The 19,493-nt window shown below is 69.3% G+C and carries 16 protein-coding genes and 1 tRNA gene; 12 read left to right on the top strand and 5 right to left on the bottom strand.

The genetic code is table 11. The annotated features are described in order from the left end of the window. Window positions 1-127 precede the first annotated feature (127 nt). The gene (locus ABD259_RS21510) at window positions 128-1,912 is read left to right on the top strand and encodes an ABC-F family ATP-binding cassette domain-containing protein (protein ID WP_344103617.1); all 1,785 of its coding nucleotides are present in this window, start codon (window positions 128-130) and stop codon (window positions 1,910-1,912) included. A gap of 631 nt (window positions 1,913-2,543) precedes the next feature. Here ABD259_RS21510 and ABD259_RS21505 read toward each other — a convergent pair. The 3 genes from ABD259_RS21505 to ABD259_RS21495 form a co-directional block, all read right to left on the bottom strand. Beyond that, on the bottom strand, window positions 2,544-3,500 hold the full coding sequence (locus tag ABD259_RS21505) for a GDSL-type esterase/lipase family protein (RefSeq protein WP_344103618.1): 957 nt from the start codon (window positions 3,498-3,500) through the stop codon (window positions 2,544-2,546). Between the two features lie 90 nt (window positions 3,501-3,590). Then, window positions 3,591-4,100, bottom strand: coding sequence for a MarR family winged helix-turn-helix transcriptional regulator (locus tag ABD259_RS21500; RefSeq protein ID WP_344103620.1), 510 nt, complete (start codon window positions 4,098-4,100; stop codon window positions 3,591-3,593). Window positions 4,101-4,172: 72 nt separating this feature from the next. After that, on the bottom strand, window positions 4,173-4,787 hold the full coding sequence (locus ABD259_RS21495; RefSeq protein ID WP_344103870.1) for a TetR family transcriptional regulator: 615 nt from the start codon (window positions 4,785-4,787) through the stop codon (window positions 4,173-4,175). A 453-nt stretch (window positions 4,788-5,240) separates the two neighbouring features. Here ABD259_RS21495 and ABD259_RS21490 point away from each other — a divergent pair. From ABD259_RS21490 to ABD259_RS21440, 11 genes are all read left to right on the top strand, one after another. Next, window positions 5,241-5,312: transfer RNA gene (locus tag ABD259_RS21490), tRNA-Gln, on the top strand. A 353-nt stretch (window positions 5,313-5,665) separates the two neighbouring features. Further along, on the top strand, window positions 5,666-7,117 hold the full coding sequence (gene glmU / locus ABD259_RS21485) for a bifunctional UDP-N-acetylglucosamine diphosphorylase/glucosamine-1-phosphate N-acetyltransferase GlmU (RefSeq protein WP_344103622.1): 1,452 nt from the start codon (window positions 5,666-5,668) through the stop codon (window positions 7,115-7,117). Between the two features lie 31 nt (window positions 7,118-7,148). Continuing rightward, window positions 7,149-8,120, top strand: coding sequence for a ribose-phosphate diphosphokinase (locus ABD259_RS21480; protein WP_344103624.1), 972 nt, complete (start codon window positions 7,149-7,151; stop codon window positions 8,118-8,120). Window positions 8,121-8,364: 244 nt separating this feature from the next. Beyond that, the gene (locus tag ABD259_RS21475; protein ID WP_344103626.1) at window positions 8,365-8,997 is read left to right on the top strand and encodes a 50S ribosomal protein L25/general stress protein Ctc; all 633 of its coding nucleotides are present in this window, start codon (window positions 8,365-8,367) and stop codon (window positions 8,995-8,997) included. A gap of 25 nt (window positions 8,998-9,022) precedes the next feature. Beyond that, window positions 9,023-9,700, top strand: coding sequence for an aminoacyl-tRNA hydrolase (pth, locus tag ABD259_RS21470; RefSeq protein WP_344103628.1), 678 nt, complete (start codon window positions 9,023-9,025; stop codon window positions 9,698-9,700). A gap of 323 nt (window positions 9,701-10,023) precedes the next feature. Continuing rightward, complete coding sequence (locus tag ABD259_RS21465) at window positions 10,024-11,490, top strand: sugar transferase (RefSeq protein ID WP_344164884.1); 1,467 nt, start codon at window positions 10,024-10,026, stop codon at window positions 11,488-11,490. Window positions 11,491-11,495: 5 nt separating this feature from the next. Further along, window positions 11,496-12,287, top strand: coding sequence for a 3'(2'),5'-bisphosphate nucleotidase CysQ (locus ABD259_RS21460; RefSeq protein WP_344164881.1), 792 nt, complete (start codon window positions 11,496-11,498; stop codon window positions 12,285-12,287). Between the two features lie 49 nt (window positions 12,288-12,336). Further along, window positions 12,337-13,269, top strand: a complete 933-nt coding sequence (gene cysD / locus ABD259_RS21455) for a sulfate adenylyltransferase subunit CysD (protein ID WP_344103634.1) — start codon at window positions 12,337-12,339, stop codon at window positions 13,267-13,269. A 271-nt stretch (window positions 13,270-13,540) separates the two neighbouring features. Next, a complete protein-coding gene (cysN, locus tag ABD259_RS21450) occupies window positions 13,541-14,872 on the top strand; it encodes a sulfate adenylyltransferase subunit CysN (RefSeq protein ID WP_344103639.1) in 1,332 nt (443 codons plus the stop codon). Between the two features lie 91 nt (window positions 14,873-14,963). Then, window positions 14,964-15,887 carry a sulfotransferase gene (locus ABD259_RS21445; protein ID WP_344103641.1) on the top strand — a complete coding sequence of 308 codons (924 nt, stop codon included), beginning with the start codon at window positions 14,964-14,966 and terminating at the stop codon, window positions 15,885-15,887. Between the two features lie 645 nt (window positions 15,888-16,532). Beyond that, a complete protein-coding gene (locus ABD259_RS21440) occupies window positions 16,533-17,483 on the top strand; it encodes a glycoside hydrolase family 26 protein (RefSeq protein ID WP_412759391.1) in 951 nt (316 codons plus the stop codon). 60 nt (window positions 17,484-17,543) lie between these two features. Here the strand turns inward: ABD259_RS21440 and ABD259_RS21435 are convergent, their stop codons facing one another. After that, on the bottom strand, window positions 17,544-19,034 hold the full coding sequence (locus ABD259_RS21435) for a glycosyltransferase (RefSeq protein WP_344103644.1): 1,491 nt from the start codon (window positions 19,032-19,034) through the stop codon (window positions 17,544-17,546). Beyond that, window positions 19,031-19,492: a UDP-N-acetylglucosamine--LPS N-acetylglucosamine transferase gene (locus tag ABD259_RS21430; RefSeq protein ID WP_344103646.1), complete on the bottom strand. Its 462-nt coding sequence runs from the start codon at window positions 19,490-19,492 to the stop codon at window positions 19,031-19,033. Before ABD259_RS21430 ends, ABD259_RS21435 begins: the two co-directional genes overlap by 4 nt. Between the last annotated feature and the right edge of the window lies 1 nt (window position 19,493).

Here is a 19,493-nt window from a genome sequence, read left to right as displayed (position 1 = left end):
GTCCACCGCCGCCCAGCCTCCACAATGGGTACACGATCTGTATTTGCCCAGGGGGCGACCCCCTTCGACCCCCGGTGGGGCGGGCGTGGTCTGTCCACCGCCGCCCAGCCTCCACAATGGGTACACGATGAATCTCGTCAATCTTCAGGATGTTTCCCTGGCCTATGGGCCGCTCGTCCTCCTCGACAACGTCTCGCTCGGTGTGGAAGAGGGCGACCGGATCGGTGTGGTCGGCCGCAACGGTGGCGGCAAGTCCACGCTGGTTTCGGTGATCGCCGGCCTCACCGAGCCCGATTCCGGGCGGGTGATCCACGGACGCGGTCTGCGCGTCGGATACCTGCACCAACGCGACACCTACCCCGACTGCACCGTCGGTGAGTTCGTGCTTGGCGAGCTCGCGGAGCACGAATGGGCCGGTGACGCGCGCGTCCGCGACATCTTGCGCGGGCTGCTCAGCGGCTGGGACCTCGGCGGGGCGATGGCCAACCTCTCCGGTGGCGAGCGCCGACGGGCCACGCTGGCACGGCTGCTCATCGATACGCATGACGTGATCATCCTCGACGAGCCCACCAACCACCTCGACATCGAGGCCATCGCCTGGCTGGCCAGGCACATGCGGCAGCGGCGCGAGGCGCTCGTGGTCGTCACTCACGACCGCTGGTTCCTCGACACGGTCACCACCTCCACATGGGAGGTCGTCGACGGCCGGGTCGAGCAGTACGAGGGCGGGTACGCCGCCTACGTGCTCACCAAGGCCGAGCGCGAGCGGCGCGCCGCCATGGCCGAGGAGCGGCGGCAGAACCTCATGCGCAAGGAGCTGGCCTGGCTCAGCCGCGGCGCGCGGGCCCGCTCGACCAAAGCGAAGTTCCGGGTGGACGCGGCCAACGCGCTCATCGCCAACGAGCCGCCGCCGCGCGACACCGTCGAACTCGTCCGCTTCGCCAGCTCCCGCCTCGGCAAGACCGTCATCGACACCAAGGACATGACGCTCACTGCCGGGGACGAGACGCTGATCGACCGCCTGACGTGGCAGCTCGGTCCGGGTGACCGGATCGGGCTCGTTGGTGTGAACGGTTCGGGCAAGACGTCACTGCTGCGCGCGCTCGCCGGTGAGCGCGCGCTCGACGGGGGCTCGATCCGGCACGGCAAGACGGTGAAGCTCGCGCACCTGTCGCAGGCCCTCGACGAGCTGGAGCCCGGTCGGCGCCCGCTGGAGGCGGTCGAGGAGGTCCGCAAGTACGTCACGATCGGAAAGAAGGAGTTCTCCGCCAGCCAGATGCTGGAGCGCTTCGGTTTCCGGGGCGAGCGCCAGTGGACCCCGATCGGGGACCTCTCCGGCGGTGAGCGGCGGCGGCTCCAGCTGCTGCGGCTGTTGATGGACGAGCCGAACGTCATCCTGCTCGACGAACCGACCAACGACCTCGACATTGAGACGCTGACCGAGCTGGAGGACCTGCTCGACGGCTGGCCGGGGTCGCTGGTGCTGGTCAGTCACGACCGGTACTTCCTGGAGCGCGTCACCGACCGCGTGATGGCGCTGATGGGCGACGGCAAGCTGGTCTTCCTGCCCGGCGGCGTCGACGAGTACCTGGCGCGGCGGGAGGCCACCGCGGACGCGGGGGAGGTGCCCGGACTCGCGACGGCGGGGGAGAAGCAGGACGCCGCGGCGTCCGCGCCCGCCTCGGGTCTCTCGGCGGCCGAGCGGCGCGCCGTGCAGAAGGAGATGCAGCGGATCGAGCGGCGGATCGACCGCATCGGGACCCGTGAGGCCGAGCTGCACGACCTCATGGCCCAGGCCGCCGACGACTACACGCGCCTGGCCGAGCTCGACGCCGAACTCAAGAAGCTCGGCGCGGAAAAGGACGAGCTGGAGGAGTCCTGGCTACTCGAAGCGGAGAAGCTGGGCGAGTAGCCACGGGGGATGGGGCCGTCTAGGGGCATGGGTCTGCTGGGCGGCCTTGTCGGCGTTCTTCCTCTCCGATGTTCGGTGGTGAAAAGCGGCACCGAGGGCGGAGGGGGCTGGGGGCGCCGGTCCCGTGGCGGGCGCGGCGGGGCGGGGGGCTCGCAGCGTGAGGCCGTCTTCTCGCTTCGCGTGCGGAGCCTTCCGCGATCCGGGAGCACTCCGCCCCCGCAGGCCCCCTCTGGCGATGATCATGGGGATCCTCCCGGCAAAACGGACAGAACCGGGACTATTCCCATGATCATCGCGGGGAACGTGGGGCAAACCGGGCAAACCCGGCGCCCGGCGGCCCGCAATCCGGATTCCGGGCCGCCCGCATGCCCCGCCCGGGAGCCGACCAGGCGCGCCCCAGCCCCCACCTCATCGCCGCCGCCTGCGTTCCTCCACCCGGGAGAAGACCGGCGGGGCGGGCCGCCACCGCCGCCCCGCCGCATCCCCGGAGACGACCGGCGCCCCTCGCCCCACCGGCCTCGCTGCCGCTTTTCACCACAGAACACCGGTTACACGAACGCCGACAAGGCCGCCCAGCAGACCCCTGGCCCTGGCCTATCGATGCGCACCGGGGGACAGCGTGACCCCGAGGTCAGGAGGCGAGCACGACCTGGCTGAAGACCTCGGCGATCTTCTCGGCCCCGGCGCGGTTGGTGTGGATGTCCGGGCCGCGCTCGGTGTCGCACATCCAGGTGTAGTCGCAGATGTTGCGCACGTTGGACGGCATGCCGGTTTCGCTGTCGGTGGGGACGCCGAAGTTCTCCGAATCGAAGGCTTCGGCGACGTCCGCGACGTCGATTCCCGCCTCGGTATAGGACGAGCGCAGGACGTCGTTCATGTCGGTGAGGACGTCGTTGGCGTACTCGGCGATCTCCTGCTGGGACGGCACCGCTGCGTCGCCGCTGCCGCCGCTGCCCCCGTTGGCGGCGTCCTCCTTGTCGGCGTCGGCCTCCCCGTCGTCCGCCAGCAGCGCCGCCAGGTAGGGGTTGTAATAGGTCATGCCGACGATCTGCACGTCCGGGCCGGCGGCCGAGCGCAGACGGACGGCGATTTCCGGGGCTTCCTCCTTCAACCGATCCAGGCCCTCCTCGACGCACTCCTTGTCGACGCTGGCCTCGGCCTCCCCGTCGCCTTCGTCGACACATCCCGTGAAGTTGTTGCCGCCGATGTCGATGGTCACCAGGGCGATCCGACCCTGGTTGCGTTCCAGGAAGCGTTCAGCGGCGTCCAGCTGCGACATCTCGGCGTAGCGCTCGTCGCACCGCTCGATGCCGCCCTCGGTGAACGTGGTGGTGTCCTCGCCGCCGCAGCCCATCTTCTGGTGCTCCAGCGTGGAATCGGTGTCGTAGAGCGTTCGGAAGAGGGCGTCGGTGTAGCTTTCCGCCGTCACGGTCGGGTCGCCGTTGGTATCGGGTTGGACGCCTTCGGCGAGCGAGTCGCCGAGAGAGAGGTAGTAGCGCTTGGCGGGTGCCTCATCGTCGGCTGCCATGCAGCCCGTCGCCAGCAGGGCGGACGCCGCCGCGATGGCGGCACTCCAACGGATCTCCACGTGTTCGTTCTCCGCTCACCAGTCGAGAGGGGATCGCGCGCCAGGCAAACGCGGCGTCCCGGTGAGAAGGGCGGACACCGCTGTTGGTGATCAGGATCGCTGATGGGCCGGCGTTTCGTCGAGAGGCGCGAGAAGGGATCGCAGGAGTGCGGCCAGGCGTTCACGGTCCGCGTGCAGGATCTCGCAGAGGATCGACTCCTCGTAGCTGAGCAGGTCGGCCAATGCGGCGTCGACGCGCTCGCGGCCCTCGTCGGAGAGGCGGACCAGCACGCCGCGCTTGTCGTCGGGGTCGGGTCGGCGCGTCACCAGGCCGGCGGCGGCCAGCCGGTCGATGCGGTTCGTCATGGTCCCCGACGTCACGAGCGTGGCGCGGAGGAGCCGGCCGGGACTCAGTTCATAGGGTGGGCCGGAGCGGCGCAGTTCGGCGAGGACGTCGAACTCCCACGGCTCCAGGTCGTGTTCGGTGAACACCGAGCGCCGGGCGCGATCCAGGTGGCGTGCTAGCCGGGAGACCCGGCTGAGCACCTGCAATGGCTCGACATTGAGGTCGGGGCGCTCGGAGCGCCACGCCTCAACCAGTCCGTCTACCTCATCGCGCATACCGACAGCCTATCTCTCGATATCAAGATAGTGCGCGGTGTGCGGCGGAAAGTCGCCGACCCGCTCCGTCGGCTAGCCGTCCTTCCGCCTGCGCTGCATGACGTCGAGGCGGGGCTTGGTGTCGAGGTTGGACAGGCCGTTCCAGGCCAGGTTGACCAGGTGTGCGGCCACCACCTCGCGCTTGGGCTTGCGGACCTCCAGCCACCACTGGCCGGTCAGCGCCACCATGCCCACCAGGGACTGCGCGTACATTGGCGCCAGCTTGGGGTCGTAGCCGCGTTCGCGGAACTCCTCGGCGAGGATGTGCTCGACCTGGGTGGCGATATCGCTGATCAGGCTGGCGAAGCTGCCCGTTCCCGAGGCGGCGTGCGAGTCGCGGGCCAGGATGCGGAAGCCCTCGCTGCTCTCCTCCACATACTGCAGCAGCGCGAGCGCGGCGTTCTCGATCTTGCCGCGCGCGTGGTCGGCCGTCAGCGAATCGCCCACCATGCCCAGCAGCTTGCGCATCTCACGGTCGACGACGACGGCGTAGATGCCTTCCTTGCCGCCGAAGTGCTCGTAGACGACGGGCTTGGAGACGCCCGCCCGCGCGGCGATCTCCTCGATGGAGGTGCCGTCGAAACCGCGTTCGGCGAATAGCTCCCGTCCGATGTCGAGAAGCTGCTCCCGGCGCTCTTTGCCGGTCATGCGCTTTCTGGGCGACCGGGTCTTCTGCTGGCTCACGTCACGGCTCCCATGATGGCCTCTCACTCTAGCCTTCTCCATTGCTGGCGCGTTCGGAAGCGAGACGCTCAGGATCGGACCAGCGGACCTGCCTCTGCTCGCCCACCCCAGTTTCTCAAAGTTCCGGGTCACTCGGCGAGCGATATACGTCGGGCAGCGACGCAACCGTAACCTACGGATGCGTAGGTTTGACAAGGGGGAGTCGCGCGGCGATCTGGCGCACCGGGCGGTGAGGAGGTGCCGCGTCCCGCCTACCAGAAGCCGCGGCGCCACGCCGGCGTTCCGTACGCCCTCGGGCCGCTTCCTCCGATATGAGTGTGCTCGCGGTGAACCGAGCCGCTAAGCTAGGTCCTCGGCGAGCGGGCCCCAGCCGATACAACGGCCGCGTGATGGTGCCGCGGTTCGCCGGATTCTTCATCCCGGGTGGTCTAATGGCAGGACACAGGCTTTTGGTGCCTTGAGGTGAGGGTTCGAATCCTTCCCCGGGAGCACCCGATCCCGACCTTGCGCCCCAGCGCCGGTCGGCAAGGAATCTCACATAACAAACCTGAGGGCTCGGGCCCGTCGGCCCGAGCCCCGGGTATGACCGCATCCCTATCTGCCATCCGTGGGTCTTCCCACGTCAGCGCGTTTGTGACCGGCACCTTCGCCGGTATCTGGGCGCATGTATCCTTCCCATGTCGGCCGAGAGTCGCGTCTGTTCGCGTGCGCGTCGGGAGCTGTCAGCCCGCCTGACACGGCACGTCGACCTTGCGGGGTAACCGCGTCGAACGCCGATTGCAGACCACCTGCAGACCAATGCAGACCAGTTCATCCGCCAGCGACATGAGGAGTCTCCGCCAGTGAGCGTGAGCCGCCCGGCTGCCGTCATCGTCCTCGCGGCGGGCGAGGGCACCCGAATGAAGTCCAGGCTTCCCAAGGTCCTCCACGAGATCTGCGGACGCAGCATGCTGGGACACGTCCTTGCCGCTGCGGACGGCCTCGCTCCGGAGCGCACCGTGGTCGTCGTCGGACACGGACGCGAACAGGTGACGCAGCACCTTAAGGACACCGCCCCCCAGGTGGGCACCGCGCTGCAGGAGCAGCAGAACGGCACCGGCCACGCCGTGCGCGTGGCCGTCGAGTCGCTCAAAACACAGGGCGCCGCCCTGAACGGAACCGTCGTGCTGGCCTACGGCGACACCCCCCTGCTGCGCGCCGAGACCCTGTCCGACCTCGTCGCCGCCCACGAGGCCGCGGGCAACGCCGTCACCGTGCTGTCCGCCAAGGTGCCCGACCCCACCGGCTACGGCAGGGTCGTCCGCGACGCCGCCGGCGCCTTCACCGAGATCGTCGAGCACGCCGACGCCACCGAGGAGCAGCGCGCCGTCGACGAGATCAACTCCGGCATGTACGCCTTCGACGGCGCCCTGCTGGCCGACGTCGTCAACCGGCTCTCCACCGATAACGCCAAGGGCGAGGAGTACATCACCGACGCCGTGGCGATCCTGCGCGGCGACGGCCGCCCCGTTGACGCCGCGGTGGCCCGCGACTGGGTGGAGATCCAGGGGGTCAACGACCGCGTCCAGCTCGCCGAGGCCCGGCGGCTGCTCAACGACCGTCTCGTCACCGAGCTCATGCGCGAGGGCGTCACCGTCGTGGATCCCGCCACCACCTGGGTCGACGCCGAGGTCCGCATCGGGCGCGACGCCGTCATCGAACCACAGACCCAGCTCAAGGGCCGGACGACGATCGGCGAGGGCGCCCACGTCGGCCCCGGCGCTCTCCTGACCGACACCGCGGTTGGCGACGACGCCGTTGTGTGCCACACGGTCGCCGACGACGCCCGGATCGGGGCGGGCGCCAACGTCGGCCCCTACGCCTACCTGCGCCCCGGCGCCGTACTAGAGTCCTCGACCAAGGTCGGCACGTTCGTCGAGGTGAAGAACTCCACCGTCGGCGAAGGCTCCAAGGTGCCGCACCTGACCTACGTAGGCGACGCCGACATCGGCACGGGCGTCAACATCGGTGCGTCTTCCGTGTTCGTCAACTACGACGGTGTCAACAAGCACCGCACCACCATCGGAGACCATGCCCGAACCGGCAGCGACAACATGTTCGTCGCGCCGGTGAAGGTCGGCGACGGCGCCTACACCGGCGCCGGGACCGTGGTCCGCGAAGACGTCCCGCCCGGCGCGCTGGCGGTCTCGGCCGGTTCCCAGCGCAACATCGAAGGGTGGGTGCGGCGGAAGCGTCCGGGTACGTCTGCGGCTGAGGCCGCACGGCGCGCGGACGAGGACGATCAGCGCCGCTAACGGCGAAGACCAGTGTGGGGGATGTAGAAAAGTGACCGGCATCAAGGCCGCGGGTCAGAAAGAGCTGAAGCTGTTCTCCGGGCGTACCCACCCGGAACTGGCCGACGAGGTCGCCGAACAGCTCGGCATCGCTGTCGTCCCGACGAAGTTCCAGGACTTCGCCAACGGTGAGACCTATGTGCGGTACCTGGAGTCGGTGCGCGGCAGTGACGCGTTCGTCCTGCAGTGCCACTCCGACCCGATCAACGAGTCCATCATGGAGCAGCTCATCATGGTGGACGCGCTCAAGCGGGCGTCGGCCAAGCGCATCACCGTGGTGACGCCGTTCCTGGGCTACGCGCGCCAGGACAAGAAGCATCTGGGTCGCGAGCCCATCTCGGCGCGGCTGATGACCGACCTGTTCCGGACCGCGGGTGCGGACCGGCTGATGGCTATCGACCTGCACACCGACCAGATCCAGGGCTTCTTCGACGGCCCGGTGGACCACCTGTTCGCACTGCCGATCCTGGCCGACTACGTGAAGTCCCGGGTGAGCGGCGTCGAGGCCACCGTGGTCTCGCCGGACGCCGGGCGTGTGCGCACCGCCGACAGATGGGCGGACCGCCTCGGGGCGCCGCTGGCCATCATCCACAAGCGGCGCGACCCGAACGTGGCCAACGAGGTGAAGGTGCACGAGGTCGTCGGCCAGGTGGAGGGCCGCACCTGCGTCCTGGTCGACGACATGATCGACACCGCCGGGACGATCGTGAAGGCCGCCGACGCGCTGTTCGAGAACGGTGCGCGGGAGGTCATCGCGGCGGCCACGCACGGTGTGCTGTCCGGACCCGCTGCGGAGCGCCTGCAGAACTCGCGGATCTCCGAGGTCGTCATCACCAACTCGCTGCCGATCCCCAAGGAGCGGCAGTTCGAGAAGCTCACACAGCTGTCGATCGCCCCGATGCTGGCCCGTGCCGTCAGCGAGGTGTTCAGCGACGGCTCCGTGGCGAGCCTCTTCGAGAGCTGATCAGCGGCCCCGCCAGCTGATTCCTTCCCGGCGGGGAGGGTATGAACCTCCCCGCCGGTTGGGACATGTTCGGAGCCGTCGGTACAGCCAGTAGACTTGGCTGAGTTTCCCCGTGCCCGCGGACCCGCTCCGCCGGTGCGGCAGCCCCTTTTCCTGGGCGGCTGAGGATGTCTGCGCAATGCGCGTGTGTCGTAACTAGAAGTCGTTCCCCGTCTTTGCGGGGATGATCCCGAGGAGTTTTGTCGTGTCCGAGGTACGCATCGCTGCCGAGCCGCGCACGGAATTCGGCAAGGGCGCCGCACGTCGCGTCCGCCGCGCGGGTAAGGTGCCGGCCGTCCTCTACGGCCACGGCACCGACCCTCGTCACATCACCCTGCCGGGCCATGACCTGATGCTCGCCCTCAAGACGCCGAACGTGCTGCTGCGCGTCGACGGCATCGAGGGCAAGGACAACCTGGCCCTTCCGAAGAGCGTGCAGCGTGACCCCATCAAGGGCTTCCTTGAGCACGTCGACCTGATCGTGGTGTCGAAGGGCGAGAAGGTCGCGGTCGAGATCGCGGTGAACCTGACCGGTGACATCGCCCCGGGGGGTGTGCTCACCCAGGAACTGGTCAGCGTCGAGGTCCAGGCCGAGGCCACGCACATCCCGGAGGGCGTGGAGTTCTCCGTCGAGGGCCTGGAGGTGGGCGCCCACGTCACCGCCGGCGACCTGAAGCTCCCGGCCGGTGTCGAGCTGCTGACCGACCCCGAGACCCTGCTCCTGTCGATCTCGCCTGAGCGTGCCGCCGAGGAGGGCGAGGAGGCCGCCGAGGCTGAGGGCGTCGAGGGCGAGGCCGCTGCCGAGGCGCCGGCCGCGTCCGCGGAGTCCGCCGAGTAGTCGTCCAGCGGACATCACCTAGTTCATGCGTGCGATGCGCGGTCTCCTGCAGCGATGGCTGCGAGGCCGCGCGTCCGCATGCGACCGCGGGTCCGTCGAGCGGGGAGAAGAGGACGTGGGCGAGGGCGGCGCCGAGCGCTGGCTGGTGGTAGGCCTGGGCAATCCCGGACCGAAGTACGCGGGAAACCGGCACAACATCGGCTTCATGGTGGTCGACGCCCTGGCCGAGCGCCGCGGCGAGCGGTGGAAGGCCCACAAGGCCCACGCTGAGGTCGCCGAGACCCGTATCGACGGCGTCCCCGTGGTGCTCGCCAAGCCCCGGTCCTACATGAACCTGTCCGGGGGGCCCGTCGCCGGGCTGAGCTCCTTCTACAAGGTCCCCAAAGAGCGGATCGTCGTCGTCCACGACGAACTCGACATCGCCTACGGAGCGCTGAAGCTGAAGCGCGGCGGTGGAGCCGGTGGACACAACGGGCTGCGGTCGATCACCTCGTCGCTGTCGAGCCCCGACTACATCCGGGTGCGCGCGGGTATCGGCCGCCCGCCGGGCCGCATGGACGCCGCGGCCTATGTGCTCAAGGACTTCTCCTCGGTGGAGCGCAAGGAGCTCGACCTCAATATCGAGCGCGCCGCCGACGCGGTGGAGTGCGTCCTGACCGAGGGCCTGGAAAAGGCCCAGAACGTGTACCACACCGCGTCCTGAACGCGCCGTGCCGACGGTCGGGAATGACCGGATTCGTTACTTAGCGTCATCTCATCCTGTGTGCTGTGGTTTGTGGCGCGACACGGCATTCTGAGTTAGGTCCCGTCCACTACCCGGTCTTTGGCCGGGTTTTTTCTGGGGCCAGTGCAGTCACGTCGCGCGACTTCGCGACTTCGTTTGGCTACTGTTTGGGTAACAGAGCGTATTCCGCTCCTCTGGCTCCGTTCGCCATGGCTTTGTCGTGCCATGTCGCTACTCCACAGGGATCCGCCGCAGTCGGGGCCAGGGGCCATGTGTAGAGGCCGAGTACGGGGTGGGGGATCATGACCGTCGTCGACAGGGCAGCGGTCGGCGTGGGACGGCGAGGTTCCGGACCCGCGTCGTCGTCATGGATGCGGTCCTATATCCGGGGTCTGGTCACTATCGACCTCTTCGCCGCCGCGGCCGCGGGGACGGCGGCGCTGCACCTGCGTTTCCACGGGGAGTTCACCGCCCCGGAAACCCTGCCCTACCTGCTCTCCTCGGTGCTGCTCCCGCCGCTGTGGGTCCTGGTCGCGGCGGTGGCCGGCGGCTACGCGCGCCGGTTCATCGGCGTGGGAACCGAAGAGTTCCGCCGCGTGCTGAGCGGCGGCGTGCTCCTCGTGGCGGCCGTGACGATCACCGCCTACGCCGCCGACATCGATGTGGCGCGCGGCTATGTTCTGGTGGCCCTGCCCGCGATGGTCCTGCTCTGCCTGGTGCTGCGCTACGCCTGGCGTAAGCGGCTGCACCGGCGGCGCGGCGGCGGGAAGTGCATGCGCGGCGTCGTGGTGGTCGGGCATCGCGACAGCGTCCGCGACCTCGTCGGGCAGTTCCGCCGCGAGCCCTACCACGGCATGGAGGTCGTTGGCGTCTGCCTGCCCGAGCACGAATGCGATGCGCGGGCCGCCAGCGTCGACGGTTATCCCGTGCTGGGTGACTTCACCTCGGCGGCCGATGCCGCCGAGGCGGTCGGCGCCGACACGGTCGCCGTACTGAGCTGCCCGGAGATGGACGGTGCGGAGCTGCGCCGCCTGGCCTGGCGGCTGGAGAAGAGCGACACCGACCTCACCGTGGCCCCCGCGCTGATGGAAGTGGCCGGGCCGCGTACTTCGATCCGCGCGGTCGCGGGCCTGCCGCTCCTTCACGTCGAGCACCCCGAGCTGGGCGGGGCGCGCCGGGTGGTCAAGGGCCTGTTCGACCGGGTGGCGGCGGCGTGCGCGCTGGTGCTGCTCGCACCGCTGTTCGTGGCGCTCGTGATCATCATCCGCTCGCGCGACCAGGGTCCCGCGCTGTTCCGGCAGACCCGCGTCGGCAAGGACGGGGTCGAGTTCACCCTGTTCAAGTTCCGTACCATGGTCCCGGAGGCGGAGGCGCTCAAGGACATGCTGCGCCACGCCAACGAGCACGATGGTGTGCTGTTCAAGATGCGCGGTGATCCCCGTGTCACGCCGGTGGGCGGGTGGTTGCGCCGCTACTCCCTCGACGAACTCCCGCAGCTGATCAACGTCCTGCGCGGGGACATGTCGCTGGTAGGCCCGCGGCCTCCGCTGCCGGAGGAGGTGGCCGAGTACGGCCATGACGTTCGTCGGCGGCTCGTGGTGAAACCGGGTATGACGGGGCTGTGGCAAGTCAGCGGCCGAGCCGACCTCTCGTGGGAGGAATCCGTCCGTCTGGACCTGCGTTACGTGGAAAACTGGTCGCTGACCCTTGATGTGCAGATTCTGTGGAAGACGTGGTCAGCCGTGATCCGTGGGGCGGGAGCATACTGAGTCCGGTGAGCAGCATCCGAAACGATCATGAAGTCGCCCGCGACCTCGCGACCGAGGCGGGACAGCACTTACTACGCCTGCGGGCCCGGCACGGATTCGACGAGCCGGAGGTACTGCGGACGCTCGGCGACCGGACCGCACACGAGTTCCTCTTCTCCGCGCTGGGGCGGTTGCGCCCCAGCGACGCCGTGTTGTCGGAGGAGGGCGTCGACGACTCCGCGCGGCTGCACGCCCGCCGCGTGTGGATCATCGATCCGCTCGACGGCACGCGGGAGTTCGCCGAGGCGAACCGGACCGACTGGGCCGTGCACGTCGCCCTGTGGGAGAACGGCCAGTTGGCGGCCGGTGCCGTAGCGCTCCCCGCCCAGGGCAGCACGCTGTCGACGGTCGACCCGCCGTGGCTGCCGGACCAGCGCCCGTCCGGGCAGCGGCTGCGCATCACCACCAGCCGCACCCGCCCGCCGGAGTTCGTGCAGCGGATGGCCACGTCGCTGGGGGCCGAAGTGGTGCCGATGGGCTCCGCGGGGGCCAAGATCTGCGCGGTCCTGCTGGGCATCGCCGATATCTATGTGCACGCGGGCGGGCAGTTCGAGTGGGACAGCGCCGCGCCCGTCGCGGTCGCGCATGCCGCTGGCCTGCACGCGTCCCGGATCGACGGCACGAGGCTGACCTACAACCAGGTCGACCCGTCCCTACCCGATATCCTTGTATGTCGACCGGAATTGTCGAGTATGTTGTTGGCAAACATCCGCGACGTGGCGGAACGGGATGACGCGGGCCCACACGCGGGAGGCTGATCCACAGCCCCCCGCGTTCGTGAGTCACGCAGAAGCGTGAGGCGGGTTCATGACTCAGGCCGATACGGTGGCGCTCCGGCGGTACCAGCTCTCTCAGCTGGACTACCTGGAGGCCGAAGCGATCTTCATCATGCGCGAGGTGGCCGCGGAGTTCGAGCGGCCGGTTCTGCTCTTCTCAGGCGGCAAGGACTCCATCGTCATGCTCCGCCTCGCCGAGAAGGCGTTCTGGCCCGGACCCATCCCGTTCCCCGTGATGCACGTCGACACGGGGCACAACTTCCCCGAGGTCATGGAGTTCCGCGACCGCCGTATCGCCGAGGCCGGGGTTCGGCTGGTCGTCGCCTCGGTACAGGAACAGATCGACGCGGGGAAGGTCAGCGAGCCCACCGGGCGCTGGGCGAGCCGCAACCGGCTGCAGACCGCCGCGCTGCTGGAGGCCATCGAGGAGAACCGGTTCGACGCAGCGTTCGGCGGGGCCCGGCGCGACGAGGAGAAGGCGCGCGCCAAGGAGCGCGTCTTCTCCTTCCGGGACGAGTTCGGTCAATGGGACCCCAAGGCCCAGCGCCCCGAGCTGTGGAACATCTTCAACACCCGGACGAACATGGGCGAGCACATCCGGGTCTTCCCCATCTCCAACTGGACCGAGCTGGACGTGTGGGGCTACATCGCCCGGGAGGGCCTGGAGCTCCCGCCCATCTACTACGCGCACGAGCGGACTGTCTTCGAGCGCGACGGTGTCCTCCTCGCCGACAGCCCCTTCGTCGCGCGCGACGAGGACGAGGAGCTGTTCCAGGCGACGGTCCGCTACCGAACGGTCGGCGATATGACCTGCACCGGCGCGGTCCGCTCGACCGCCACCGAGGTGGACGAGATCATCACGGAGATCGCCGCGACCCGCATCACCGAGCGCGGCCAGACCCGGGCCGATGACCGGACCAGCGAGGCGGCCATGGAGGACCGCAAGCGCGAGGGTTACTTCTGAGCGCGCGCCCGGCGGCGGCCTGGCGGGGGTCCGCCTGGTGGGGATCCGACAGACGAGCGTCCGCTAGGCGTCGGCCCGCCGGGCGTCGGCCCGCCCGTCGCCCGCCCGCCCGTCGCCCACCGCCACCCACTCAGTGGGCGCTTCGCGCAAGGGGGCGTCCCGAGCGGGCGCTTCGCGCAGGGGGGCGTCCCGAGCGGGCGCCTCGCGTAGGGAGGCTCTCCGCGCGGGCGAACGTCTCGCGAGGGCGCTCTCGCACAACGGACCTTTCCGCATGGGCGTCGGGCGCGCACCAGAACGCGACCGCGAATCCCCTGAGACCTTTTTGGACACGTGCATGAGTACTGACATCCTGCGGTTCGCCACGGCCGGCTCCGTCGACGACGGCAAGAGCACCCTGATCGGCCGACTGCTCTACGACTCCAAGTCCATCTTCGAAGACCAGCTCGACGCGGTGGAGCGCACCAGCCGCGGCCGCGGTGAGGAACAGACCAACCTCGCGCTGCTCACCGACGGCCTGCGGGCCGAGCGCGAGCAGGGCATCACCATCGACGTGGCCTACCGCTACTTCGCGACACCGCGTCGGACGTTCATCATCGCCGACACCCCCGGGCACATCCAGTACACCCGCAACATGGTCACCGGCGCCTCCACGTCGGACCTGGCGGTCATCCTGGTCGACGCCCGCAAGGGACTCCAGGAGCAGAGCCGCAGACACGCGTTCCTCGCCACGCTGCTGCAGGTCCCGCACCTGGTGCTCGCGGTCAACAAGATGGACCTCGTCGACTACTCGCAGGAGCGGTTCGAGGAGATCAAGGAGGAGTTCTCGGCGTTCGCCACCAAACTGGACGTCGCCGACCTTACCTTCATCCCCCTCTCGGCGCTCAACGGCGACAACGTGGTGGACCGCTCGCCCAACATGCCGTGGTACGACGGTCCCTCGCTGCTGCACCACCTGGAGAACGTGCACATCGCCTCCGACCGGAACCTCATCGATGTGCGGTTCCCGGTGCAGTACGTCGTCCGCCCGCACCGGGCCGACGACGCCGAGCTGCACGACTACCGCGGGTACGCGGGCCAGGTGGCCGGGGGCGTGCTCAAGCCGGGCGACGAGGTCATGCACCTTCCCTCAGGGCTGACCAGCCGCATCTCCCGGATCGTCACCGCCGACGGGGACGTGCCCGAGGCGTACCCCCCCATGTCGGTCACGCTCCTGCTTGAGGACGACATCGACATCTCGCGCGGCGACATGATCTGCCGCCCGAACAACCAGCCGTGCGTGTCCCAGGACATCGACGCGATGGTGTGCTGGATGTCGGAGTCCCGGAAGCTGACCCCGCGCTCCAAACTGATCCTCAAGCACACCACACGCACGGTAAAGGTCATGGTCCGCGACCTGCTCTACCGGCTGGACATCAACTCGCTCCACCGCGACGAGGACGCCGACGGCCTCAGCCTCAACGAGATCGGTCGTTTGAGCATGCGGTCCACACAGCCGCTGTTCGCCGACGAGTACAAGCGCAACCGCATGACCGGCGGCTTCATCTTGATCGACGAGACCACGAATGCAACGGTCGGGGCGGGGATGATCGTCGCCGCCGACTGACGACAGATGTTCGTGTTCAATCATTGACGAAAAGGGAAAATTTAGTCGTTTAGTGAGCGAGTAGCTACGCGAAGTAATAGTGTGGGCGATTGTGAAGCGATTTCGCCTGCTCTACGTCGGTGGCATCGGTCGATCCGGGTCCACGCTTATTGAGCGCCTTCTGGGGGAGCTGCCCGAAGTGTGCTCAGTGGGCGAGGTCGTGCACATGTGGCGGCGCAGTCTGGTGGACGACGAGAAGTGCGGCTGCGGCCGCCCCTTCGGGGCGTGCGACTTCTGGCGTGCGGTGGGCGTCGAGGCCTTCGGCGGCTGGGACCGGGTTGACGCACATGAGCTGCTCGCCCTGCAGCGCGGGGTGGACCGCACCCGCTACATCCCCTGGCTGATCTGCGGGCGCGCCCCGGCCGAGCTCGCTGCGCGTGTGGAGCGCTACACCGACTTCTACGACCGCCTGTACACGGCGGTCGCCAAGGTCAGTGGCTGCTCCGTGATCGTCGACTCCAGTAAGCACGCGTCGCTCGCGGTGTGCCTGCGCCACCGCTACGGGGACCGGCTGCGCCTCCTGCACGTCGTACGCGACCCGCGCGCCGTCGCCTATTCGTGGGGCAAGCGCATGGTGCGTCCCGACGCCACCCCGACCAGCCCAGAGCAGGAGATGGCGCGCTATTCGCCCAGCCGCGCCGCGGTGCAGTGGATGGCCCAGAACACCGTGCTCGCCGAGCTGGCCCGGCGCGGGACGCCGACAATGCGGGTGCGCTACGAGGACTTCGTCGCCGACCCCCTGCGCGAGTTCCGCGCGATCGCCGAGTTCGCCGGCGGCAGCGGCACGACGCCGATCGGCCCCGACGGCGCCGCGCTCCTCTCCCCCGGACACACGGTTTCGGGCAACCCCCTGCGCTTCTGCACGGGCGCTGTGGAGGTGCGGCCCGACGTGTCCTGGCGCGGTGAGCTCCGGCCGCGCAACCGGATCATGGTGTCGGCGCTGACCTTCCCCACGCGGCGACGCTTCGGCTACTGAGCGGGTGGTCCGGCCCTCCCCACGCCCCGAAATCGGCGCGGTTCCGCCATGCTCGCAGCTCACCGGAGCCGATCTGGTCAATCGCCACCCGTGGCAAGGTCATGCGTGTGCAACGCCGGCCTAAGGTGCCACGCCCGGATCTCATTACCTTGCGTGATTACGTTCGCTCGTCTGATAGCAAGTGATGCATGTGTGGAAAGTGCACTTCCGTGTCCGTGGGAGGGGCGACGGGTCAGGGGCAGCCGAACGACGGCGCGTGAGCGTCGAGCGCGGGGGGTGGTAGTCGTGTGTTCTCACCGCACACAACGCTTAGTGCGCGGGTGGAGGTGGAGGGCGAGCGGGAGCGGAGCGCTCGCTGTCCTCATCCTCCTCGCCGCGGCGTGCGGCAGCCACGACGCCCAGGTCGTGAGCGGCACGCTCGCCCCCGTCCCGGCGTCGCCGTCACCGAGCCTGTCGCCCATGCGGCACCCCAACGTCTCCGCCCCGCCCCATCCGCAGCATCCGTCCTCGCGCCCCGCCCACCCGTTCTCGACCCGGCCTCCGCTTTCCTCCTATCCGAACGGCCCGGTCCCCCCGTCGCCCGTCCCGAGACCGCCGTGGGCGCCCAGTTGCGAGGTAAGCCAAATTCTGGAGACGTCCTGCGGGGTGTGGTGGGGGGCCAGCCCGTGGGAGCGCGACATCCGGCCGCTGGAGGCCGTCACCGGGCGGCCGATGGACATCGTGTACACCTGGCACGGCATCGACCAGCGGGAGGTCCCCCGCGAGCAGGACATCCGCCTCATCGAGGAGGGCCGCTTCCTGCACGCCAACATCGAGGCCCGGCTTTTCGAGGAGGCGGGGCACCCGCCGGTGGAGTACTGGCAGATCATCGAGGGGGAGTTCGATGACGCGCTCCGTGCGCAGGCCCGCCGGATCGCGGAGTTGAACGCACCGTTCTTCCTCACCTTCGACCACGAGGCCGACGCGTCCAAGCGCTACGGCAAGCGGGGCAGCCCCCACGAGTTCGTGCTGGCCTGGCGGCACATCGTCGACCTGTACCGGGAAGCCGGCGCGGACAACGTGATCTATGTGTGGAACGTGACCGGCTGGCCGAAGAACCTTGAACGGCTGCCCGGACTGTGGCCGGGCAACGACTACGTGGACTGGATCAGCTGGGAGGCGTACAACATGACCGGCTGCGAGCTGCAACCGGACTGGGACCACGTGGTCAGCTTCGAGGAGGCGCTCGCCCCCGCGTATGAATGGGTGCAGAAGGAAGGTCCCAAACACGGGATCGACCCGGAGAAGCCGGTTATGATCGGGGAGATGGGCACCGTCCCGATCCCGGGCAACCCGCGGGCGACCTACGACTGGTACGCCGAGATCCCCGAGGTGCTGCCGAAGTACGAGCGCGTCCGCGCGGTCAAGCTGTGGGACGGGATCACCGCACCCACCTGCGACTTCCGCGTGCTGAGCGATCCGTACGCGGCCCGCGGCTTCGCCGTGGCGAGCGGGAGCGACTACGTCAACATCCCCGAGGCGGCACGCCAGGCGATCGAGGCCGCCTTCGACCTGCTCCTGGACACCCAGGAGAGCCTCGCGCTGCTGGAGCAGTGACGCTTCTGCGGCGCGCCCCCGCCAGACGCGCGAGCGGCCCGGCGGGCGGCGCGCCTCGGCCTACACTCCTTTGCCCCGGCGGTGCAGGGTGCGCAGCACCAGTCCGGCCGGGAGCCCGCCGATGACCGCGAGGGCGAGATAGGCGCGGGCCTCGGCCGGGTGAGCGCGCAGCGTGGTCAGCGCCCACTCCAAAGAGGCGCCGCGGCGCCCCGACGCCGCCTCGGCGAACGCGATCTGCCCGGCGACACGCGCGAAACCGCGCCGCACCAGCCGAAACTCCGGGTACTGGGCCAGCAGCCAGCGCAGAGCGGTGGAGATGGTCTGCCATCGGCCGCTGAAGTGCGAGTTCCGGTGCCACAGCACCCGCACGCCCTCCTCGGGGATGTTGCGGATGGGGGCGCGCCTGGCCAGCCGCAGCAGGAGCTCGTAGTCCTCCCCGTAGGAGCCGGGGATCGTCTCACTGACCGGGCCGCAGCCGCCGACCAGCGCCTCGCGCCGGATCAGGAAGGTCGAGGGGTGCAGCTCGGTCAGGCGGGACCGCAGCAGGTCGGCGAAGGTGACGGCGGTGCGGTCGAGGACGCGCCGCGCCTCGGTCCGGTCGTAGACGACCCGGATCCCGCAGCAGACCACCTCGGTCTCAGGCTCGGCCAGCAACACCGCAACCTGGGAGCGCAACTTCCCGGGAAGCCAGGTGTCATCGTCATCGCAGAAGGCGACGAGGTCGGTCCGCGCCGCGAGGATGCCGGTGTTGCGGGCACCGGCCAGCCCCGGGGAGGACGCGTTGGTGAGGACCCGTACGGGCCGGTCGCCGCCGGCGGTGGCCAGCGAGACGTCGGGATCGTCGTGGTCGTAGACCACGACGCTGATGACGCGGCCCGGGTAGTCCTGCGCGGCGATCGAGCGCAGAGTGCGGCGGAGCAGCTCGGGGCGGTCGCGGGTGGGAACCACGACCGTCACGTCCGGCCATCCGCTGTCCGCCGGTGCCGCCTCGGCCGAGGGGATCGGCGGCTGCTCGGGTGTGTCGGCGGTGAGCAGGTCGATGATCCGGCCCGCCTGCAGGGCGGTGGAGCTGGCGCCGTCCGTGCCCTCCGTGTCGATCCGGAAGTCCGCGGGCTGGTCGAGGGCCTTGTCGAGGGTGGCGGTGAGCTGCTGCTGGCTGCAGCAGGAGCGGACCAGCCGGGCGCGGTCCAGGCGCGCGATGAAGCGCAGTTGGTGGTCGTCGACGTGCTCGTCGAGTTCGGGGTCGCGGGCGACGGCGATGGGCAGCCGCCCGGCGCGCCGGGCCCCGGTGATCGTGGCCGGGCCGCCGTGCGTGACGATCGCGGTGGCCTCGCCCATCAGCGCGCCGAGCCGGGCCGGATCGATGAAGTCGATGCCCTCCGCCCTCGCGGGAGCGCGGGTGGCGCCGTGCTGCACCAGGACGCGGACGTCGGGGTGGTCCGCGGCATACGCGTCGAGCCAGTCGACCAGCCGATCGAACGGGTGGTGGTCGGTGCCGACGGTGGCCAGGATGAGCGGGCGGTGGTCGGTGGTGGTCTCGGGTTGTGTCACAGCAGTGGCCCCACGGTGATGGCGGTTGACGGCAGGAAGGTGCGCTGTTCGTCCCACTGGGCGAGGAAGAGCCGGGTGAAGGGACGGCACAGCCGGGTCGTCAGCGTGGGGCGGTCGATGCGGTCGTAGACCTCGATGTAGACGGTCGGGACGCGCAGCAGCCAGGCCAGGACGAAGAAGGGGAGGGCCACGCCCGCTCCCGTGCTGATGACCGTGGTCGGGCGGCGGCGGCCGAACGTGCGCACCGCCAGCACCGTGTTGCGCAGTAAATTGCCGATGTTCCGCGTGGTGGGGTGGTACGCCCAGGTGACGTCCTCACCTTCGAGCAGGGATACGGCATCGGGCGTACGGAACGTGACCCAGGCGCGCTCTCGATCCTCCCACCAGGGGCGCAGGGACCATAACTGGGCAAGGTGGCCCCCACTGGATGCGACGAAGAGGATCGGGGCGGTAGGCATG

Source organism: Nocardiopsis rhodophaea, assembly GCF_039530945.1.
Classification (GTDB): Bacteria; Actinomycetota; Actinomycetes; order Streptosporangiales; family Streptosporangiaceae; genus Nocardiopsis_C; species Nocardiopsis_C rhodophaea.
Note: the sequence above shows the minus strand (reverse complement) of the source record. Positions and strands in the feature narration are given on the sequence as shown.

Bases quoted from the DNA above. Each gene is read 5' to 3' on its own strand.
- cysN (WP_344103639.1), top strand. From the start codon at position 13,541: ATGGGCGTCGGGCGCGCACCAGAACGCGACCGCGAATCCCCTGAGACC.
- ABD259_RS21495 (WP_344103870.1), bottom strand. From the start codon at position 4,787: ATGACCGGCAAAGAGCGCCGGGAGCAGCTTCTCGACATCGGACGGGAG.
- ABD259_RS21510 (WP_344103617.1), top strand. From the start codon at position 128: ATGAATCTCGTCAATCTTCAGGATGTTTCCCTGGCCTATGGGCCGCTC.
- ABD259_RS21465 (WP_344164884.1), top strand. From the start codon at position 10,024: ATGACCGTCGTCGACAGGGCAGCGGTCGGCGTGGGACGGCGAGGTTCC.
- cysD (WP_344103634.1), top strand. From the start codon at position 12,337: ATGACTCAGGCCGATACGGTGGCGCTCCGGCGGTACCAGCTCTCTCAG.
- ABD259_RS21430 (WP_344103646.1), bottom strand. From the start codon at position 19,492: ATGCCTACCGCCCCGATCCTCTTCGTCGCATCCAGTGGGGGCCACCTT.
- pth (WP_344103628.1), top strand. From the start codon at position 9,023: ATGCGTGCGATGCGCGGTCTCCTGCAGCGATGGCTGCGAGGCCGCGCG.
- ABD259_RS21500 (WP_344103620.1), bottom strand. From the start codon at position 4,100: ATGCGCGATGAGGTAGACGGACTGGTTGAGGCGTGGCGCTCCGAGCGC.